The sequence below is a fragment of the Nocardioides sp. NBC_00163 genome (genome assembly GCF_045206295.1).
Taxonomy (GTDB): Bacteria; Actinomycetota; Actinomycetes; order Propionibacteriales; family Nocardioidaceae; genus Nocardioides.
The window spans coordinates 492,194-511,785 of record NZ_CP108155.1 but is presented as its reverse complement, the minus strand read 5'-3'; the positions used below and the strand labels follow the sequence as shown (position 1 = coordinate 511,785).

Sequence of the window (19,592 nt, the reverse complement as noted above, 5' to 3'; positions counted from 1 at the left end):
AAGTTCGGCGAGAGCGGCCGGGGGCAAGACCGGAACGGGCCGCTGGTGGATCAGATACTACTGGTAGGTGATCCGTCCACCAGAATCGACGGTGCCGTGTCTCGCGTCACGCCCACGGATCGACGAGGATCTTCGCGTGCGTCTCCGGGTCGGCCAGATCCGAGAAGGCCTGGGCGACCCCGTCGAGCCCGACGGTGCCGGTGTGCAGTGGCGAGGGGTCGACCTTCCCGCCGGAGATCAGCTCCAGCGTGCGCGCGAACTCGGCAGGGTCGTAGCCGAACACGAACCGCAGGTCGATCTCCTTGTGGATCGCGATCGCCGGCCGGATCGTGTCCGGCTCCATGCACACCCCGACCACCACGACGCGCGTGTGCAGCGGCGCCGCGGTCATGATCTGCTCGAGCATCCCCGGCACCCCGACGCACTCGAAGACGACCGGACCCGCCGGCGACTGCCCGAGGCGGTCGGCGTTGAGCAGCACGGTCTCCCAGGGGAGCAGCGGGATGCGGCGTACGACCTGCATCGCGTCGATCCCGAAGCCCAGATAGTCGGTCAGCGACGTCACCGGACCGCGCTGCTTGTAGGCGTCCCACGGCGAGGACTCGCGGGGGTCGACGACCACGTCGGCACCGCACTTCACCGCGAGCGCGCGCCGGGCGGGGGAGAGGTCGGAGGCGACCACCGTCTTCACCCCCTGTGCCTTGAGCATGAGGATGACGGCCAGCCCGATCGGGCCGCAGCCGATGACCACGGCCGGGCGCCGTGCGGAGACCGCCCCGCGGCGTACGGCGTGGAAGGCGACGGCCAGCGGCTCGGTGAACACGGCCCGGTCGGGCGGGACGCCGTCGGGCACCGGGAAGGTGAAGGCCTCCTGGACGACGCAGTACTCCGCGAAACCGCCGGGGGAGTCGACGTCGAAGCCGACCATGTGGACCGCCCCGTCCGTACGCAGCACCGGCAGCGCCGTCACCGAGGTGCCCGGCTCCCAGCGGCCGCGGGTCTCCGGGCCGTAGGCGACGACCGAGCCCAGGATCTCGTGTCCGAGCACGATCTCCTGCTCGGGCTTCATCGCGGTGGTGTAGCCGATCTCGGCGACCACCTCGTTGAGCTCGTCGGCGTGCTCTCGGACATGCAGGTCCGAGCCGCAGATGCCGGCGCGCAGCACCTTGATCAGCAGCTGTCCCGGTCCGGGCTCGGGACGCGGGACCGACCGCACGGAGAGCTCGCCCTTGTGGACCACGGTTGCGCGCATCTGGTTCATCGGCGCCGACGCTACCTCACCCCGACCTCACCCCGTGCTCACCCAGTCGGCAGCGATCCGTCTGAGGTGATCCGGTGCAGGTGGGCGGTGAACGAGTGCTGGTGGTCGACGCGCGGCAGCCGCAGCGCGGCGCCGGTGACCAGGTGCAGCGTGACGTCGATGCGCGGGTTGGCCTTGCGCTCGTCGACGACACCGGTGTCGATGCTGGTCACGTCCTCCCAGAGGATGACGTCGGTGTGCCGGGCATACTCCAGGACCAGGCCGCCTTCGTAGAGCCCGAGGTCCACCGCGAACGGGCGCTGCAGCCCGAGCCACGCCAGCCGGAACCCCAGAATGAGCCCGGTGAGCGCAAGCAGACAACCGCCCAGCACGAGCACCATCGGCAGCTGTGGCCGAGTGGCGACCCAGGCACCGAGCGCGATGAGCGCCGGGCCGAGGACCAGCCCGACCGGCGCCAGCCACGCCCGTCCGTGCGCGGGGTGGGTGCTCAGCCGGATGCCGAGGTCCTCGCTGAGCGTCTCCTCGCCCGGCGTACGCAGCCACGTCCGCCGCCTCGGCAGCACCACCAGCCCGAGCGCGGTGAGCGCGATCCCGCCCCAGAGCACCGGGTCGCGGCCCATCCCGACGATGCGGGCCGGCCACGGGTTGATCGCATGCTCGCCGTACGCATCGGAGTCGACCACCCACATCCGGAAGGTCGCCTTCGAGGGGTCGGGGTCTCGGCCGATGTCGCGCAGGGTGCCGTGGATGCTTCCGGTGACCCGCTCGCCGTCGACCCGCCACTGGCCCCGGCAGGAGGTGATCTCGCCGGTGCCGCTGTCGAACTCGCACCGCTCCACCACGCTCACCTCCGCCCACTGCCCGCTGTTCCACCTGTCGGCTGCGTGCAGTGCCACGACGGTGGCCGGGAACAGCATCGCCAGCGCGCCGAGGCCCAGGGTGATCAGGACGGTTGCCATCGACGTACGCCGCTGTAGCCGGAGGATCCGGCGAGACGGGTCGATGAGACGGGACTTGGGTCCGGTGGTGGGGAGCACGGGGCCTTTCACGGTGGAGCGGATTCGAACGGTGGAGTGTAGTGGGCAAATACCGATGAGCGTCGGGGGCTTTCCTGCGGATACGATCGACGCGTCCGAATCACCGACCTGACCACAGGAGAGATCGTGTCCGAGATCAAGATCGCCGTACTCACCCCCGACGGGCGCGAGGAGCGGACGGTCACTACGGGCACGAAGGCCTGGGAGCTGTTCCAGGATACCCCCGAGGTGATTGCTGCGAGGGTCGGTTCCGACCTCAAGGACCTCGCCTACGAGCTCGCCGACGGTGATGACGTCGAAGGTGTCCTGATCGACTCCAAGGACGGCCACGACATCCTGCGTCACTCGACCGCGCACGTGATGGCGCAGGCGGTGCAGGAGCTCTTCCCGGAGGCCAAGCTCGGCATCGGCCCGCCGATCACCGACGGGTTCTACTACGACTTCGACGTCGAGACCCCGTTCCACCCGGATGACCTCGTCAAGATCGAGTCCCGGATGAAGAAGATCATCAAGGCCAACCAGAAGTTCTCCCGCCGGGTCACCACCGACGACGACGCTCGCGTCGAGCTGGCCGACGAGCCCTACAAGCTCGAGCTGATCGGTCTCAAGGGCTCGGCTGCGGACGCTGCCGAAGGCGCCAGCGCCGAGGTCGGCGGCGGCGAGCTGACCATCTACGACAACCTCGACCGCAACGGCGAGATCGCGTGGAAGGACCTGTGCCGCGGCCCGCACCTGCCCACCACCAAGCGGATCCCGGCCTTCAAGCTGATGCGCAGCGCCGCGGCGTACTGGCGCGGCGACGAGAAGAACAAGCAGCTCCAGCGCATCTACGGCACCGCCTGGGAGTCCAAGGAGGCGCTCGACGCCCACCTGGTCCGGATCGAGGAGGCCGAGCGCCGCGACCACCGCAAGCTCGGCCGCGAGCTCGACCTCTTCTCCTTCCCGGACGAGATCGGTTCCGGCCTCCCGGTCTTCCACCCCAAGGGCGGGATCATCAAGCGGGAGATGGAGGACTACGTACGCGCCAAGCACATCGAGCACGGATTCGAGTACGTCGGCACCCCGCACATCGCGCGTGAGCAGCTCTTCCACACCTCGGGCCACCTGCCCTACTACGGCGACGGCATGTTCCCGGCGCTGGACGTGGACGGCCAGGACTACCGCCTCAAGGCGATGAACTGCCCGATGCACAACCTGATCTTCCGTTCGCGCGGGCGGTCCTACCGCGAGCTGCCGCTGCGCCTGTTCGAGTTCGGTTCGGTCTACCGCAACGAGAAGTCGGGCGTCATCCACGGCCTCACCCGTGTGCGTGGGTTCGCCCAGGACGACTCCCACTCCTACTGCACCAAGGAGCAGGCGCCGGCCGAGGTCAAGCACCTGCTCGACTTCATGCTGACCGTGCTCAAGGACTTCGGTCTCGACGACTTCTACTTGGAGATGTCGACCCGCGACGACTCCAACAAGGACAAGTTCGTCGGCAGTGACGAGGACTGGGCCGAGGCCACCAAGATCCTCGAGGACGTCGCGTCCGAGACCGGTCTCGACCTCGTGCCCGACCCGGGCGGCGCGGCGTTCTACGGCCCGAAGATCTCCGTCCAGACCAAGGACGCCATCGGCCGGACCTGGCAGATGGGCACGGTGCAGTACGACTTCAACCAGCCCGCCGCGGACCGGTTCAACCTGGAATACCAGGCCGCCGACGGCACCCGCCAGCAGCCGGTGATGATCCACTCGGCGAAGTTCGGTTCGATCGAGCGGTTCCTGGGTGTGCTGGTCGAGCACTACGCCGGCGCCATGCCGCCGTGGCTCGCCCCGGTCCAGGTCGTCGGGATCCCGGTCGCCGACGCGTTCGACGAATACCTCTACGAGGTCGCCGCCAAGCTGAAGGCCAAGGGCATCCGGGTCGAGGTCGACGAGTCCGACGACCGCTTCCAGAAGAAGATCCGCAACGCCCAGCTCCAGAAGATCCCGTTCATGCTGATCGCCGGTGGCGAGGACGTCGAGAAGGGCGCGGTCAGCTTCCGCTACCGCGACGGCCACCAGGAGAACGGCATCCCGGTCGACGAGGCGATCGAGCGGATCGTCGCTGCCGTGGAGTCGCACGAGCAAGTCTGATCCGAAATCTCTCGAGGGCGGTGCGTGAATGTCACGCATCGCCCTCGCGGCATTTCCGGACGGTTCTGAGAGACGAGAAGATAAACGTGACACGAAGTCGCGCGTACTCTTGTTATCGGGACGCGTGTCCGGGTAACGTGAGTCACGTCGTTAGCAGCTCAACGTAGAACTCAACGGTGAAGGAGCGATCGTCATGACCGCCGTTCAGGATGAGAAGTCCACTGGATACGTCCGCCAGGGCAAGCAGGCCTACCTCGACACGCTTCGTACGCTGTCCGAGGCCTCGGTGGAGGTGCACTTCGACCCGTTCAAGGACATCGACTGGGACTCCGACGAGCTCGCGGTGCTGCCCGATGACGAGCGCTGGATCCTCAACGACGCCGACGAGATCGGTGCCCACCCTTGGTACAAGGCGCTGTCCAAGGAGCGCCAGATCGAGATCGGGATGTACCGCTGGGCCCAGGTCGCCAAGGTCGGTCTGCAGTTCGAGCAGCTGCTCATCGGCGGTGTCATGAACCACCTGGTCTGGTCGAAGAACAACAACCCGGAGTTCCGCTACGCGACTCACGAGGTGACCGAGGAGACCCACCACACCCAGATGTTCCAGGAGTTCGTCAACCGGGTGAACCCCGACGTGGCGGGCGCGCCGACCTACTTCAAGGTCCTGGTGCCCTTCATGGCCTCGGCGGGTGCGTTCTTCCCGGAGGCGTTCTTCACCGGCATCCTCGCCGGCGAGGAGCCGATCGACCACCTGCAGAAGGGCGCGATGCGCTCCGGCGGAAGCCACCCCGCGGCCAACCGGATCATGCAGATCCACATCGCCGAGGAGGCCCGTCACATCGGCTTCGCCCACCAGTACCTCGAGCAGCACGTGCCCGAGCTGGGCCGCGTGAAGAAGACGCTGCTGGCCTACATCTTCCCGATCATCATGCGACTGCTCTGCGACGTGATCATGGTCCCGAGCAAGCAGGCCCGCCACGACATGGGCATCCCGGACGAGGTCGCACGGGAGATCTGGTGGAAGTCGGAGGAGTCCGAGAAGCTGCTGCGTGACCTCTTCGGTGACGTACGCCTCCTGGCCGACAACCTCGGCATCCGCAAGGGCCCGGCCAAGCTGCTGTGGAGGATGACCGGCATCGACGGTCGCGCCTCGCGCTTCCGCGCCGAGCCGCGTGCGGCGTCCTACTGATCCCCCGAGCCCCGACGCCCTAGAACGGTAGTCACAAAGTGCCTCACGTCGTCACTCAGTCGTGCTGTGCGGACGCCTCGTGCGTGGTCGCCTGCCCGGTCAACTGCATCCACCCCGCCCCGGGCGAGCCCGGCTTCGGCGAGGCCGAGATGCTCTACGTCGACGCCAAGAGCTGCGTCGACTGCGGAGCCTGCGTCACGGCCTGCCCGGCCGACGCGATCGTCCCGCACACGACCCTGACGGCCGCGCAGACGCCGTTCCTGGCGATCAACGCGGAGTACTTCGAGGTCTTCCCGCACAAGGACCGCACCCCGCTCGCCCTGGTCCACCCCCAGCGTCGGCTGACCCGCACCGGACCGTTCCGGGTCGCGGTGGTCGGCGCCGGGCCGGCGGGGATGTACACCGCCGACGAGCTGCTCAAGCACCCCGAGATCACCGTCGACGTCTTCGACCGGCTGCCGACGCCGTACGGCCTGGTCCGGGCCGGCGTCGCGCCCGACCACCAGAACACCAAGCAGATCGAGAGGCTCTTCGCGCAGATCGAGTCGCAGCCCGGGTTCCGCTACTTCCTCGGAGTCGAGGTCGGCAAGGACGTCTCCCACGCCGAGCTGACCGCTCGCTACCACGCGGTCGTCTACACCGTCGGCGCGGCGAGCGACCGTGCTCTCGGGATCGAGGGCGACGACCTGCCCGGCTCGCTGAGCGCGACCGACTTCGTCGGCTGGTACAACGGCCACCCGGACAAGCAGGACCTGCCCGTTCACCTCGACCCGGAGTCACTCCCGTCTGGGCGGGTCGTCCTGGTCGGCAACGGCAACGTGGCGCTCGACTGCGCCCGGATCCTCGCCGAGGACCCGGAGCGGCTGGCCGGCACCGACATCGCCGAGGGACCGCTGGCGGTCCTGCGCGACAGCGCGGTGCGGGAGGTCGTCGTCCTCGGGCGCAGGGGGCCCGAGGAGGCGGCCTTCACCGTGCCGGAGCTGGTCGGGCTGATGGGGCACACCGGGATCAACGTCGTCGTCGACACCGGAGACCTGCCGATCGAGGAGGCGCTCGCCGGCGGTGGGACCACCACCCGGCTGCTGCGCGAGCTCGCCGGCCGCGAGGTGCGCCCGGAGCTGCGTACGATCGTCCTTCGCTTCCTCAGCTCGCCGGTTCGCGTGCTGGGTGAGGGCCGGGTCACCGGGGTGGAGGTCGGCCGCAACCGCCTCCAGCGCGACGAGAACGGCATCGTCCGAGCGGTCCCCACCGGCGAGACCGAGGTCCTCGAGACCGGGATGCTGCTGCGCGCGGTCGGCTACAAGGGCCTGCCCGTGGCCGACCTTCCCTACGAAGCCGCGACCGGCACCGTCCCCAACGAGCGCGGCCGGGTGCTCCCGGGCGTCTACGTCGCGGGCTGGGTCAAGCGCGGTCCCAACGGTTTCATCGGCACCAACAAGTCCGACGCCGAGGAGACGGTCGAGCAGGTGCTCGACGATCTCGACACGGACCGCATCCCGGCCCCGGTCGGTGACGCCGGCGAGATCACCGCGGTCGTACGCAGCCGCCAGCCCGGCATGGTCGACCTGGCCGGCTGGCAGGCGATCGACCGCGAGGAGAAGCGACGTGGCGCCGAGTCCGGCCGTCCGCGGGTGAAGATCACCGATGTCGAGGAGATGCGGGGCATCGCCGCGAAGTCGCGGAAACCCCGATACTCTCTTGGGCGTCGCAAGGAGCGCTGAGACGCTCTCGACACCGGGTTGAATTCGGGGAGCACGGGAGCAGGGGGAGAAGCGGGTGGCCGGGGAGAAGCGCGATGGTCGGCAGGACCGGTGGAGCAAGCACAACGAGCAGCGCCGCCAGCAGATCATCGATGCCGCGATCGCGGTGATCGAGGCCGGTGAGCCCGGCGGCGATGTGCAGGTGCAGCAGATCGCGGTTCGCGCCGGACTGTCCCGTACGGTCATCTACCGCCACTTCGAGGACCGCGCCGACCTCGACCGGGCCGTACAGCAGGCGATCCTCGACGGGCTCTGGTCCGACCTGATGCCCGGGATCACCCTCGACGGCACCGTGCCGGAGATCATCGAGCGGATCATCGGCACCTATGTCCGCTGGGCCCGGGCGCATCCGGCGCTCCACCTCGCCGCCGACCACGACATCGACGGCGGCGACGACGGTCCCTTCCAGCAGGGGATGGAGCAGCTCGCCGGCCGGATCGCGGCGATCGTCGGCACCGCCGTCCTCGCTCTGGGGGGCAACCCCACCGAGGAGGAGGCCGAGGCCCTCGACCCGCTGATCTACGGCCTGGTCGGCGCCGTCTTCGGTGCCGTACGCCGCTGGCTGACCCGCACCGGCGAGCGCCTGCCCGCCGAGACGCTGGAGCGGCTCACCGCCCAGTCCATCTGGTATGTCATCGACGGCCACGCCCGCGGTTTCGGGATCGAGCTCGACCCCGACCTGCCTCTCGAGGAACTCCTCACCAAGGACATCTTGGCCGTATAGCCTCTCGGGTATCGCCCGGCCGCACGGCCGTTCAGCCCAGGAGAAGACATGCCCCACATGCGCAGACTCTCGATCGCCGTCACCGCCGGACTGGCGGCCACCGCCGGGTTCGCCGTCCCGCTGAGCCCGGTGACCGCGGCTCCGGGCAGCGGCTCCTCCGAGGGCACGGCCAGCGTCTTCATGGTCAACCCGGTCCAGTCCAGCAACGACCAGGGCCTGACCGACCAGAAGGACGCCGCGAGCGCCGTCCCGGACAGCGCCTATGCCCAGGTTCCGCTCACCCACCTGGACGGCTCGGGCTACCTCCGCGGCGACTACGCCGTCGTCGAGTCGAGCACCGGCACGCCGGCGTACTCCACGACCAACAGCTACTCCTACGACCGCCACCAGGACCAGTTCGAGCAGGTCATGGGCTACTTCTGGGTCACCCGCGCGCAGACCTACCTGCACACCCTCGGCTTCGGCGAGTCGCTTCCGGGCGTCCTGAACCAGCCTTTCTCGGTCAAGATCAACCAGTACGGCGGCGACAACTCCTACCAGACCGACAAGCCCTTCCGGATCCGACTGGGCAAGGGTGGTGTCGACGACGCCGAGGACGCCGAGGTGATCGTCCACGAGTACGGCCACGCCGTCCACGCCAGCCAGGTGCCCGGCTACGGCAGCAGCCTGGACGCCGGCGCGATCGGGGAGTCGTTCGGCGACTACCTCGCCGTCACCGTCGGGCTCGACGCCGCCTCGGAGTACGGCTGGCCGGTCGCCGCCGACCCCTCCTGCCCGATGGACTGGGACGCGACCGCCTACACCGACGCCCCGCACTGCATCCGCAGCTTCCACCTCGACCTGACCCTCGAGGACCGCCGCAACCAGGTCCACTACGACGGGCAGATCTGGAGCCAGGCGCTGTGGGAGATCCGCGAGGGCTACGAGGCACTCGGCCTCTCCACCCGCGACTGGGACACCACGCTGATCTACTCCCAGTTCTCCTACGCCCCGGACACCAACTTCCAGGCCGCGGCCGCCGAGACGTACGCCGCAGCGGCTGCTCGCGACGGCCAGGCCGCCGCCGACCTGGTCCGCGACCGGTTCGCCGCCCGGGGGATCACCTTCTGATCATCACGCGGCTCCGCTAGGCCTCGCGCAGGTAGGCGAGGACGGCGGAGACGCGTCGGTCGGTGGTGGGGTCGAGCCGGAGCTTGGCGAAGATGTTGCCGACGTGCTTGCGTACGGCGGCCTCGGAGACGAACAGCGCGGTGGCGATGCTGCCGTTGGTGCGGCCCTCGGCCATCAGGGCGAGGACCTCTCGCTCGCGCTCCGAGAGCACGTCGAGCGGACCGTCGGGCTGGTGCCGGCTGAGGAGGCCGCGTACGACCTGGGGGTCGACGACCGTCTCGCCGCCGGCCACCCGGTCCAGGCTGTCGAGGAAGTCCCGGACGTGGCCGACCCTGTCCTTGAGCAGGTAGCCGATGCCGCCGCCACCGGTGGTGTCGAGGAGCTCGGCGAGGTAGGCGTCGGCGACGTAGGCCGAGAGCACCAGGACGGCCAGGTCGCGGTGCCGCCGCCGCAGCTCGGCGGCGGCGCGCAGCCCTTCGTCGGTGTGGGTCGGCGGCATCCGGATGTCGGTGATCACCACGTCGGGGCGGGTGTGGTCGGTGAAGGCGAGCAGGGCTTCCGCGTCGCCGACCGCGGCGATGACCTCGTGGCCGGCTCGCTCGAGGATGGCGAGGAGGCCCTCGCGCAGCAGCGCGGCGTCCTCGGCCAGGACGATCCTCAGGGGAGCACGGTCGGGCACGTCATCCTCACTTCCGTCGGTCCGCCCGGTGGGCTGGTGACCTCCAGGTGGCCGTCCAGGGCGGCCAGACGCGTGGCCAGACCGGCGAGCCCGCCCCCGGGACGCAGGGTGGCGCCGCCGTCCCCATCATCGCGTACGCCGACCTCCAACCGGCCACCGGTGACCTGCCCCTGAACGCGGGCCGATCGGGCACCGGCATGGCGGACCGCGTTGGTGAGCGCCTCGGCGACCACGAAGTACGCCGCGGCCTCGACCGGCGCCGGCAGCCGGCCGTCCACACGTAGGTCGACCGAGACCGGTAGCCCGGCGGCGTCGGCGAGCTCGCGGACGGCAGCGGTGAGCCCGTGGTCGACCAGCACCCGCGGATGGATCCCGCGGACGGTGGCGCGGAGCTCGGCCAGCGCCGTCTCGGCCTGGGTGTGCGCCTGCCGGACGAGGTCGAGCCCGGCACCCTCGGGCACCTCCAGCTCGGCCAGTCCGAGGGTCATGGTCAGCGCGACCAGCCGCTGCTGCGCGCCGTCGTGGAGGTCGCGCTCGATCCGGCTGCGCTCGGTCTCGAAGGCGTCGACGAGGTCCACCCGGGACCGGCGCAGGTCGGCGACGGCTGCGGCCATCCGGGTCTGCGCCGGTTCGAGCAGGAGCCGCGCCAGGCTGGCCTGGGCGGCGGCGAGGAGGGTGGCGGCGTACAGGCCGGCGATCAGCAGCACCAGCCCAGGGGCCACGGCGATCCAGGCCTCGGTGGGCGTGGTGAGCTGCCAGGGGCCGAAGGAGACGGGAGCGTCGAGTCGGACCAGGACCGGGGCGAGCACGAGCACACCCGGGATGGTGATGATCAGGTTGAGCACGACGGCGTCGACCACCCACAGCACCGTGGCGACCAGCACGGTGTAGCCGACCTCGGGTCCGGAGACCCGGAGCCGGCGCAGCGCCCGGAGGCGGTCGCTCCAGGCGATCGGCTCCAGCGGCTCGGCGGGTCCTGGGCGGACCTCGGGGAGGATCAGCCGGAGGCGTACCCGTTCCACGTCGGCGACGAGCGCCGCCAGCAGCGGGATACCGGCCAGGACCAGCACCCCGACCAGGAGGACCAGGGTGAGCAGTCCGACGCCGATCAGCACGAACAGGAGGAAGGCGACTACGAGACCGATCAGAGCGCCGGAGGCCAGGTAGGCCAGGGCGCGCCAGGGCCAGCTGGAGGCAAGCAGCCGCCAGGGGGAGGAGCGCAGCGCGGCCCAGACGTCGGGTGGAGGTCTCATGACTCTCGAGCCTAGGCACTTGTGACCCCGCGGTGGGGTAGCGCACGCGCTACCTCGCCGTGGCGTCTGCGCCCGTGTGCGCGCCGCGTACGAGGCGTTTGCTGGAAACCATGACCGCCACCATCCCGGACGCCGTCCACGCGCCTCGGCCGCCCGGCCCGCCCGCCGTCGTTCTCGACGACGTCACCCGCACCTATCGCTCCCGCTCCGGCAAGGTCGACGCCCTGCGCGGCGTGAGCCATGCCTTCGCCTCCGGGACGTTCACCGCGATCATGGGCCCGTCGGGATCGGGCAAGTCCACGCTGATGCAGATCGCCGCCGGCCTGGACCGGCCCACCCGGGGCACCGTCCGGGTCGCGGGCACCGCCCTGGCCGGCCTGAACCGGACGACGCTGACGAAGCTGCGCCGACAGATGATGGGCTTCGTGTTCCAGCAGTACAACCTGCTGGACGCTCTCACCGCGTACGACAACGTCGCCCTTCCCACCCGCCTCGCCGGGCGGCGTCCGGATCGCGCCGAGGTGGTCGGGGCGCTCGAGCAGGTCGGTCTGCACGGGCTCGCCCGGCGGCGGCCGCCGGAGCTCTCCGGCGGCCAGCAGCAGCGCGTCGCGATCGCGCGTGCGCTGCACGCGCGGCCGGCGGTGCTCTTCGCCGACGAGCCCACCGGTGCGCTGGACCGTAACGCCGGACGCGACGTGCTCGAGCTGCTGCGGAACCTCGTCGACGCCCCAGTCGCTCACGGGCCGGCGCAGACGGTCGTGATGGTCACCCACGACCCGCTCGCCGCCTCGTACGCCGACGGCGTGCTGTTCCTCGCCGACGGCCTGGTCGTGGGGCAGATGGGTCGCAGCGACGCGGCCCGGATCGCCGCCCGAATGGCCGAGCTGGAGCCTGTGCGATGAGCATCGTCTCGCTGGCCGCTCACAGCCTGAAGACCTTGCGCCAGTCCTGGCCTCCGTACGCCGGAGCCGCCGTCGCCCTCGCCGGTGGCATCGCCCTGATCACCCTCGCCACCAACATGCTGGGAGCGCTCGGCACCGCCACCGACGGGCTGGATCCGCAGACCCGGACGCAGATCGACGACCTCGGGTCGCTGTTCGGGATCATGGCCGGGATCTCGCTCTTCCTGGCGCTCTTCGTGGTCTCCTCGACCTTCGGGTTCGTGGTGGCCACCCGGCGCCGCGAGCTCGGCCTGCTCCGCCTGCTCGGCGCCACTCCGCGCCAGGTGCGGACCCTGCTGCTCGGAGAGGCGCTCGCGGTCGCGGCCGTCGGCACGGTCGCGGGTTGCCTGCTCGGTACCGCCGTGACGGTGCCGGTGCTGCGCATCCTGCACCAGGCCGGGGTCACCCCGGTCCTGCTCGTGATGCCGAGCCAGGGCACCGGATGGGCGATCGCCGCCTCCTGCGGTGTCGGCGTCGCCCTGGTCGGGGCCTGGCGCGCGGGCGCTCGGGCGGGACGTACGCAGCCGGTCGAGGCGCTCCGCGACGCGGTCCTCGAGCGGCGTCGGCCCACGGTGGTCCAGGCGCTGGTCGCGCTCACCGCCGCCGGCGCGCTGGTCGCGACCGCCGTGCTCTCTCCCGAGATGCCGCTGCTGTTCGCGCTGCTCGTGGGCATGTTCCTGCCGATCGTCGCCGTGATCGGGGCCAACGCGGTGGGCGGCCTGCTCTACACCGAGCTCGCGGCTCTCGCTGGTGCCACGGTGTCAGGACGGGACCCGGCGGCGCATCTGGCCCGCGACCTCGCCCGCACCAGCAGCCGGATGACCGCCGCGGTGGCGGCGCCGGTGGTGGCCATCATGGCGGTGGCCGGCTCGATGGTGCTCGCGGTCGGTGCGACCGCCGACTGGAGCGAGGGTGCCGACCGGGCCGCCCTCAGGTCGGAGCTGGTCGTCGACCAGGCCGAGCGCCCAGAGCGGATCCAGGACGTGCCCGGGGTGGATGTGAGCGACGTACGCCGCACGGCGCAGGTCGGGTTCGGGGGCGGTCCCGAGGACGTCGAGGTCGTCGATGTCTCCAACGCTGCCGCGACGCGGAGCCTGCAGGCGACGCAGGGGAGTCTCGCCGACCTGCGCGGCCGGGCGATGGCGGTCACCGCCTCGTACGTCACCGACCTCGGCGGCCGGGTCGGCCAGACCCGCCGGATGCGCATCGACGGCCGGAGCGTCAAGGTGCGCCTGGTCGCGGTCGTCCCCGACGCCCCGAACCTGTGGAGCGACATCATCGTGCCCGACGACCTGCCCCGCATCGACAGGGTCGCCCGCGACACCGGAACGGTCTTCGTGCGCACCGACGCCGGCGCGGACGTCGCCGGGGCCGCACGGTCGATCCGGGAGACCGGGGCCGAGGTGAGCACCGGCGAGGAGTGGGTCGGCACGGTCTCGGCCGAGGCGCGCGAGATGAACACGGTCGTGCTGTGGGTGATGCTCGGCCCGGCCGGGGTCTACGCCGCGATCGCGGCTGTCAACGCGGTCCTGATCGGGGCGAGCCAGCGCCGCCGCCAGACCGCCACCGCCCGGCTCGTCGGCGCCACCCCGGCACAGGTGCGCCGGACCGCGCTCTGGGAGACGGTCTTCACCGGCGCCGGCGCTCTGCTGGTCGGCGGCGCGGTCACCGGGTTCACGGGCTGGCTGTTGCGGCAAGCGGTTGTACGCGACGTGCCCGGCGCACCGCTGACGTTCCCCTGGCAGGCACTGTCCGGGATCACGGCAGCCTGCCTGGTCGTGCTGCTAGCCGCAGCCGTCGCCGGGGCGTACGCGCTGCGGGGCGGGGAAGCGACCGACTGAGCCTGTCCTGACTGTGCCTGTCCCGAATGGGCCTGTGAGGGGTTAAGTAGTGTTTGCCGCGTGACAGAGATGGACGGCGTACTCACCCAGGACGGCATCGGCGAGGGCGACGGTCTGGAGCGGCTGTGGACGCCCTACCGGATGGCCTACATCCGCGGCGAGAACAAGCCCACCGACCCCTCGGAGACGGAGTGCCCGTTCTGCCGGGTGCCGACGCTCGAGGACGCCGAGGGCCTGGTCGTCCACCGCGGCGAGACCTGCTTCGTGGTGCTCAACCTCTACCCGTACGCCCCGGGACACATGATGGTGTGCCCCTACCGCCACATCGCCGGCTACGTCGAGACCACCGACGAGGAGGCCGCCGAGATGGCGGTGCTGACCAAGCAGGCCGTACGCACCCTCGCCGGCGTCTCGCGTGCCGAGGGCTTCAACATCGGGATGAACCAGGGCACCGCAGGCGGTGCCGGCATCGCCGCCCACCTGCACCAGCACATCGTGCCCCGCTGGGTCGGCGACCAGAACTTCATGCCGATCATCGGCCGCACCAAGACCCTGCCGCAGCTGCTGACCGACACCCGCGACCTGCTCGCGAAGGCGTGGGCGTCGGTCTAGCGCGTCGGACTGGGGATCAGACGATCGCCCAGGCCACGGCGGCGGCCGCGAACCCGACGATCGAGAGCACCGTCTCCAGCACCGTCCAGGTCGCCAGCGTCTGCTTCACGGTCATGTTGAAGTAGCGAGAGACGATCCAGAAGCCGCCGTCGTTGACGTGGCTGAGGATGATCGAGCCGGCGGCGATCGCGACCGCGATCACGGCGAGCTCGGGCTGTGAGTAGCCGGTGCCGAGGGTCGGCGCGATGATGCCGCCGGTCGTCACGATCGCCACGGTCGCGGAGCCCTGGGCGATCCGGAGCGCGCAGGAGATGACGTACGCCAGCAGCAGGATCGGCAGGCCCGCGTCGGAGAGCACCTCGGCGAGCGCGGTGCCCACACCGGTCGCGGTGATCACCGCGCCGAAGAAGGCGCCGGCGCCGACGACGAGCAGGATCATGCCCACCGGCCGCAGCGAGGCGCCGGTGAACTCCGAGATCTCCTCGAGGCTCATCCCACGCCGGATGCCGAGCAGCCAGAAGGCGAGGAGCACGGCGATGGTGAGCGCGATCGCCGGGTTGCCGAAGAAGGTGAGCAGGCTGAGCAGCCGGCCCGGGTCGAGCAGCATCGTGCCGAAGGTCGCGCCGAGGATCAGGACCAGCGGCACCGCGATGACCCCGAGGACGAGGGAGAGCGCGACCGGGGTGGCAGGCGTCTTGTCCTGCTCCGCCTCGGTCTCCGCAACCAGGAACTCCTCGGGCACCGAGACCTGGACCCGCCGGGCGATCCACGTCGGGAAGATGATCCCGGCGGCGGCGAACGCGGGCAGGCCGCACAGCAGGCCCATGATGATCAGCCAGCCGAGGTCGACGCCGAGCAGGCCGCCCAGGGCCGTCGGGCCGGGGTGGGGAGGCAGGAAGGCATGCGTCATCGACAGGCCCGCGAGGACCGGGAGGGCGTAGAGGACGAGCGACTTGCCCCCGCGGTGAGCTGCGACGTAGACCAGCGGCGCGAGCACGAAGATGCCGATGTCGAAGAAGACCGGGATGCCGAAGATCAGGCCGACCAGGCCCATCGCGACCGGGGTGCCGCGTTCGCCGAAGATGCCGATCAGCCTCGCGGCGAGGACGTCGGCGCCGCCGGACCGCTCGAGCAGCGACCCGAGCACGGTGCCGAGACCGATGATGAGCGCGATGTGGCCCAGCACGCCGCCGAAGCCGGTCTCGATGAGCGACTCCTTCGCGGAGAGCGCGGTGCCCACCATCTGCTCGACGGACAGGCCGGCCGCGACGGCGAGGCCGATGCCGCTGATGAAGAGGGCGATGAAGGGTTCGAGCTTCACCTTGATGATCAGGAAGAGGAGCACGGCGATCGCCACGGCGCAGAGCAGCAGCAGGCCCGTGGTGCTTGTCTGGAGCCAATGCATGGTTGGTTCTCCCGTCGGGTCGGGGTGGGGGATGGGTTGGGGGATGGACTCAGCGCAGAGCTGCGCGGAACCGGGCGGCGTTGGTGGTGATCTGCTCCCACCGGGCCTCGTCGACGTCGGCGGGCTGGACCACCGACGTCCCGGCGGTCACGGCGATGGCGCCGGCCCGCAGGAACTCCGCGGCGTTGTCTTCGTCGACTCCGCCGGAAGGGATCAGGGCGACCTCGGGGAACGGGCCCCGGAGGTCGGAGAAGTAGCGCGGACCGACGGCCCGCGCCGGGAAGATCTTGACCGCGTCGGCGCCGAGCGAGGTCGCGGTGAGGACCTCGGTCGGGGTGAGGGCGCCGAGGACGACGGCCGCACCCGCGGCGTGACCCTCGGCGACGATCTCCGCCGCCTCCGGCGGCAGGCCGGGCGTCACCAGGAACCGGGCGCCGGCCGCGAGCGCGGCGCGGGCCTGGTCGGCGGTCAGCACCGTTCCGGCGCCGATGACGATGTCGTCGTCGGCCCGGGCGCTGACCTGCGCGACGAGGTCGGTGAGGCCCGGCGTCGTGTAGGTCAGCTCGACGGTCCGAATACCCCCGGCGGCCAGCGCATGGCAGAGCGCGACGGGATCGTCGAGCCGGGAGGCGCGTACGACGACCAGCGCCCGGTCGTCCTGGAGCGTCTCGATGACGAAGTTGCTCATCGGGCTCGGGTCCCTTCGTCGGTGCGGCGCAGTGCCCGTCCGGGCAGTGCGTCGGTGCGGTGGCCGTCCTCGATGACGGCGGTGCCGTTGACCAGCACCCAGTCGATGCCGTGGGCCTGCTGCCGCGGTTGCTCGAACGTGGCGGTGTCCTGGACGGTGTCGGGGTCGAGGAGCACCAGGTCGGCGGCGTACCCCTCCCGGACGACGCCGCGCTCATGCAGCCCGAGCCTCGCCGCCGGGCGGCCGGTGAGGTGGTGGACGCAGTCGACCAGGTCGAGCACCCCGAGTTCGCGTACGTAGCGGGCGAGGTAGCGGGGGAAGGTGCCCCACGCGCGCGGATGCGGGCGCTCGCCGACGAGGATCGCGTCGCTGCCGCCGCAGTGGGTGCGGTGCCGCATGATCGTCTGCACGTTCTCCTCGTGGCCGACGTGCTGGAGGATCGTCGTGGCCAGCCGGTCGCGGACGAGCAGGTCGAAGAAGACGTCCGTGGCCACCTCGCCGGTCTCCTCGGCGATCGCGGCGACGGTCCGGCCGACGTAGCGGGACAGCTCCGGGTTGCGTACGCCGCTGATCTGGATCGTGCGCCAGTCGGTCACGCAGCCGTGGCAGCCATCGGTGCCGACGTGGTCGAGCTCGTGCGCGATCCGGGCACGGTCGCCGGGGTCTGCGATCCGCGCGAGCAGGGCGTCGGGGCCGCCGGAGGTCGACCAGCTGGGCAGCACGGCGCTGAGTGTGGTGGCGCCGGGTAGGTAGGGATAGGTGTCGAGCGTGATGTCGACGCCGTCGTCCAGGCCGGCCTCGATGAGGTCGACGAGCTCGCCGGCCCGTCCGCGGTTGGGCTCGAAGTTCATGGTCGCGTGGGTGAGGTGGAGGGCGCACCCGGAGGTCCGGGCGACGGCGATCATCTCGGCGTACGCCTCCAGCGCACCGGCCCCGTAGGACCGGTGGTGCGGGCTGTAGTAGCCGCCGGCCTCGGCGACGACCCGGCACAGCGTGGCCAGCTCGTCGTCGTCGGCGAACATGCTCGGCGGGTAGGTCAGGCCGCTGCTCATCCCCACCGCGCCCTCCTCGAGGCCGACCCGGAGCAGCCGGGCCATCTCGGCGATCTCGGCGGAGGTGGCGGGCCGGTTGTCGGGACCGACGACCATCAGCCGCAGGGTCCCCTGCGGGACGAGGTACGCCGCGTTGCACGCGATCCCGCGGTCGAGCCGGTCCAGGTAGCCGGCGACGGTGTGCCAGTCGAAGTCGAAGTCGTCCGGCCCGCCGTTCCAGCCCGCGATCTGGCGGCGCAGGTGGGCGCGCGCCGCCGCGTCGGCGGGTGCGAACGAGAGGCCGTCCTGACCGACGACCTCGAGGGTGACGCCCTGGCTCACCTTGGCGGTGTGGTCGGGGTTGACCAGGATCTGCAGGTCCGAGTGGGCGTGCATGTCGATGAACCCCGGGGTCAGCGCCCGCCCGGCGGCGTCGACGGTGCGTCGCGCGGCCGGTGCCTGAGCATCGGTGTGGATGCCGGTGATCCGCCCGGCGTCGATGCTGACGTGGGCGTGGAACGCCGGGGCTCCGCTGCCGTCGATGACGGTCGCGTCGCGGATGAGCAGGTCGGTCATGGTGGCTCCCCTCAGAACCAGGTGCGTACGAGGTCGACGACGACCGGGTCGTCGGCGTCGGCGTCGTCGAGGACCGGGATGAGGCCCCACTTGTCGAAGGCGGTGCACGGGTGCGAGAGCCCGAGGCGGAGCTCGTCGCCGATCACGACGGGTGCCTCGGTCGCGGGGTCCCAGCGGAGGAAGCCGTGCTGGTCGTTGAGTGCGGTCACGGCGACACCGGTGATCGGGGTCGCAGGGGAGCCGGTCGTCCGTGCCCGAAGCAGCTGCGCCTCGGGCATGCCCTCGTCGAAGGGCAGGTCGCGCTTGCCGGCATCGAAGAGCGCGAGCCCCGGCTCCGGCTGCGAGGAGATCCGCACCCAGCCGTGAAGGGCGCTGCGCAGGCCGGGGCCGGTGGTGCGGGGCGTGCTCCCCAGCGGTGAGATGCCGCGGTAGAAGCCGTCGTCGTGGGTGATGTAGGCGCCGCTGCGGAGCACCACGCGGGCCTCGTCGTCGGCCACCAGCGGCGCGAGCGCGTCGGCGACCTGCTCGAAGTAGGCGCTGCCGCCGGCGCTCACCACCGGCGTCCGGCCGGCGGGCAGCAGGCCGGCGATCCGCCGGTGGAGGGAGACCAGGCTGTCGACGTACGCATGGACGACGCCGAGCGCGGCCTCGTCGGTGGTGTGCGCCAGGGCGCCTTCGTACCCGGTGACCCCGGCGAGCTCCAGGTGGGGAGAGGCCGCGACCGCCTCGGCCACGGCGACCGCGGTCGCCTCGTCACGGGCGCCGGTGCGACCGCCCGCGGCGCCGCGCTCGACGAGGACGCCGAGCGGGCGGCGCGGCCCGGCCTCGGCGGCATGGGCAGCGAGCGCCTCGTGCATCAGGGCGACCGTTCGTGGCGAGTCGGCCCACACCAGCACCTCCAGCCCCGCGTCCTCGGTGATCTGGTCCGAGATCCAGCGCAGGGTGAGCGGGGAGACGATCGCGTTGGCCACGATCACCCGGGAGACGCCGAAGGCGCGGGCGACGGCGAGCTGGGGGAGGTTCGCCACCGTGATCGCCCAGGCGCCGGCGGCGAGCTGCTCGGCCCACAGCTGCGGAGCCATCGTGGTCTTGCCGTGCGGAGCCAGGGCGATGCCCCGCTCCGCGCACCAGGCGGCCAGCACGTCACGGTTGTGGGTCATCGCGACGCGGGAGAGGGAGAGCACGGGCGTGGGCAGCTGCGAGAGGCGGGGCGCCGCCTCGAGCACCTCGGCGACCGTACGTCCCCACAGCGCGGGCGGGATCGCCTTGTGGCGCCAGTCGACCCGCTCCTCGCGCAGCGCCGCGACGGCCGCTGTGTCGATGTGGGCTGCCGGGTGATCCATAACCCGTCCTTCCTGCGTTGCACATTA

Annotated in this window: 16 protein-coding genes; 8 read left to right on the top strand and 8 right to left on the bottom strand. The window is 71.1% G+C overall.

The features are described from left to right. Window positions 1-106: 106 nt before the first annotated feature. Both OG801_RS02485 and OG801_RS02480 read right to left on the bottom strand, forming a co-directional pair. Window positions 107-1,261: a zinc-binding dehydrogenase gene (locus tag OG801_RS02485; RefSeq protein WP_406033411.1), complete on the bottom strand. Its 1,155-nt coding sequence runs from the start codon at window positions 1,259-1,261 to the stop codon at window positions 107-109. A 38-nt stretch (window positions 1,262-1,299) separates the two neighbouring features. Further along, a complete protein-coding gene (locus tag OG801_RS02480) occupies window positions 1,300-2,298 on the bottom strand; it encodes a hypothetical protein (protein ID WP_406033409.1) in 999 nt (332 codons plus the stop codon). A gap of 126 nt (window positions 2,299-2,424) precedes the next feature. Here OG801_RS02480 and thrS point away from each other — a divergent pair, with 126 nt between their 5' ends. From thrS to OG801_RS02455, 5 genes are all read left to right on the top strand, one after another. After that, window positions 2,425-4,413 carry a threonine--tRNA ligase gene (gene thrS / locus OG801_RS02475; protein ID WP_406033407.1) on the top strand — a complete coding sequence of 663 codons (1,989 nt, stop codon included), beginning with the start codon at window positions 2,425-2,427 and terminating at the stop codon, window positions 4,411-4,413. 193 nt (window positions 4,414-4,606) lie between these two features. Beyond that, window positions 4,607-5,602 carry a diiron oxygenase gene (locus OG801_RS02470; RefSeq protein WP_355020188.1) on the top strand — a complete coding sequence of 332 codons (996 nt, stop codon included), beginning with the start codon at window positions 4,607-4,609 and terminating at the stop codon, window positions 5,600-5,602. 38 nt (window positions 5,603-5,640) lie between these two features. Further along, entirely contained in the window at window positions 5,641-7,323 is a 1,683-nt protein-coding gene (locus OG801_RS02465) for an FAD-dependent oxidoreductase (RefSeq protein ID WP_406033405.1), read from the top strand. Between the two features lie 55 nt (window positions 7,324-7,378). Continuing rightward, window positions 7,379-8,086 (top strand): TetR/AcrR family transcriptional regulator, encoded by a 708-nt coding sequence (locus tag OG801_RS02460; protein WP_406033403.1) that lies wholly within the window; start codon window positions 7,379-7,381, stop codon window positions 8,084-8,086. A 48-nt stretch (window positions 8,087-8,134) separates the two neighbouring features. Continuing rightward, window positions 8,135-9,196: a M36 family metallopeptidase gene (locus OG801_RS02455; RefSeq protein ID WP_406033402.1), complete on the top strand. Its 1,062-nt coding sequence runs from the start codon at window positions 8,135-8,137 to the stop codon at window positions 9,194-9,196. A 16-nt stretch (window positions 9,197-9,212) separates the two neighbouring features. Here the strand turns inward: OG801_RS02455 and OG801_RS02450 are convergent, their stop codons facing one another. Continuing rightward, a complete protein-coding gene (locus OG801_RS02450) occupies window positions 9,213-9,875 on the bottom strand; it encodes a response regulator (protein WP_406033400.1) in 663 nt (220 codons plus the stop codon). Further along, window positions 9,854-11,128, bottom strand: a complete 1,275-nt coding sequence (locus tag OG801_RS02445; RefSeq protein WP_406033398.1) for a sensor histidine kinase — start codon at window positions 11,126-11,128, stop codon at window positions 9,854-9,856. The genes OG801_RS02450 and OG801_RS02445 overlap by 22 nt, the downstream gene beginning before the upstream one ends. 110 nt (window positions 11,129-11,238) lie before the next feature. On the opposite strand from OG801_RS02445, the gene OG801_RS02440 reads away from it, so the two are divergent. The 3 genes from OG801_RS02440 to OG801_RS02430 all read left to right on the top strand — a co-directional run bounded on the left by OG801_RS02440 (window position 11,239) and on the right by OG801_RS02430 (window position 14,522). Next, a complete protein-coding gene (locus OG801_RS02440; protein WP_406033396.1) occupies window positions 11,239-12,030 on the top strand; it encodes an ABC transporter ATP-binding protein in 792 nt (263 codons plus the stop codon). Further along, a complete protein-coding gene (locus tag OG801_RS02435) occupies window positions 12,027-13,910 on the top strand; it encodes an FtsX-like permease family protein (protein WP_406033394.1) in 1,884 nt (627 codons plus the stop codon). Before OG801_RS02440 ends, OG801_RS02435 begins: the two co-directional genes overlap by 4 nt. A gap of 69 nt (window positions 13,911-13,979) precedes the next feature. Beyond that, window positions 13,980-14,522, top strand: coding sequence for an HIT family protein (locus OG801_RS02430; RefSeq protein WP_406036326.1), 543 nt, complete (start codon window positions 13,980-13,982; stop codon window positions 14,520-14,522). 16 nt (window positions 14,523-14,538) lie between these two features. Here OG801_RS02430 and OG801_RS02425 read toward each other — a convergent pair whose 3' ends face one another. Genes OG801_RS02425 through OG801_RS02410 form a run of 4 tightly spaced genes read right to left on the bottom strand, consistent with a single transcriptional unit; the run spans window position 14,539 to window position 19,565 of the window. Continuing rightward, window positions 14,539-15,927, bottom strand: a complete 1,389-nt coding sequence (locus OG801_RS02425; protein ID WP_406033392.1) for a GntP family permease — start codon at window positions 15,925-15,927, stop codon at window positions 14,539-14,541. Between the two features lie 49 nt (window positions 15,928-15,976). Continuing rightward, window positions 15,977-16,615 carry a bifunctional 4-hydroxy-2-oxoglutarate aldolase/2-dehydro-3-deoxy-phosphogluconate aldolase gene (locus OG801_RS02420; protein ID WP_355020179.1) on the bottom strand — a complete coding sequence of 213 codons (639 nt, stop codon included), beginning with the start codon at window positions 16,613-16,615 and terminating at the stop codon, window positions 15,977-15,979. Next, the gene (locus OG801_RS02415; RefSeq protein WP_406033389.1) at window positions 16,612-18,222 is read right to left on the bottom strand and encodes an amidohydrolase family protein; all 1,611 of its coding nucleotides are present in this window, start codon (window positions 18,220-18,222) and stop codon (window positions 16,612-16,614) included. The genes OG801_RS02420 and OG801_RS02415 overlap by 4 nt, the downstream gene beginning before the upstream one ends. Window positions 18,223-18,233: 11 nt before the next feature. Beyond that, a complete protein-coding gene (locus OG801_RS02410) occupies window positions 18,234-19,565 on the bottom strand; it encodes an amino acid deaminase (protein WP_406033387.1) in 1,332 nt (443 codons plus the stop codon). Window positions 19,566-19,592: the final 27 nt, after the last annotated feature.

Bases quoted from the DNA above. Each gene is read 5' to 3' on its own strand.
- OG801_RS02485 (WP_406033411.1), bottom strand. From the start codon at position 1,261: ATGAACCAGATGCGCGCAACCGTGGTCCACAAGGGCGAGCTCTCCGTG.
- OG801_RS02470 (WP_355020188.1), top strand. From the start codon at position 4,607: ATGACCGCCGTTCAGGATGAGAAGTCCACTGGATACGTCCGCCAGGGC.
- OG801_RS02455 (WP_406033402.1), top strand. From the start codon at position 8,135: ATGCCCCACATGCGCAGACTCTCGATCGCCGTCACCGCCGGACTGGCG.
- OG801_RS02445 (WP_406033398.1), bottom strand. From the start codon at position 11,128: ATGAGACCTCCACCCGACGTCTGGGCCGCGCTGCGCTCCTCCCCCTGG.
- OG801_RS02440 (WP_406033396.1), top strand. From the start codon at position 11,239: ATGACCGCCACCATCCCGGACGCCGTCCACGCGCCTCGGCCGCCCGGC.
- OG801_RS02435 (WP_406033394.1), top strand. From the start codon at position 12,027: ATGAGCATCGTCTCGCTGGCCGCTCACAGCCTGAAGACCTTGCGCCAG.
- OG801_RS02430 (WP_406036326.1), top strand. From the start codon at position 13,980: ATGGACGGCGTACTCACCCAGGACGGCATCGGCGAGGGCGACGGTCTG.
- OG801_RS02425 (WP_406033392.1), bottom strand. From the start codon at position 15,927: ATGCATTGGCTCCAGACAAGCACCACGGGCCTGCTGCTGCTCTGCGCC.
- OG801_RS02420 (WP_355020179.1), bottom strand. From the start codon at position 16,615: ATGAGCAACTTCGTCATCGAGACGCTCCAGGACGACCGGGCGCTGGTC.
- OG801_RS02415 (WP_406033389.1), bottom strand. From the start codon at position 18,222: ATGACCGACCTGCTCATCCGCGACGCGACCGTCATCGACGGCAGCGGA.
- OG801_RS02410 (WP_406033387.1), bottom strand. From the start codon at position 19,565: ATGGATCACCCGGCAGCCCACATCGACACAGCGGCCGTCGCGGCGCTG.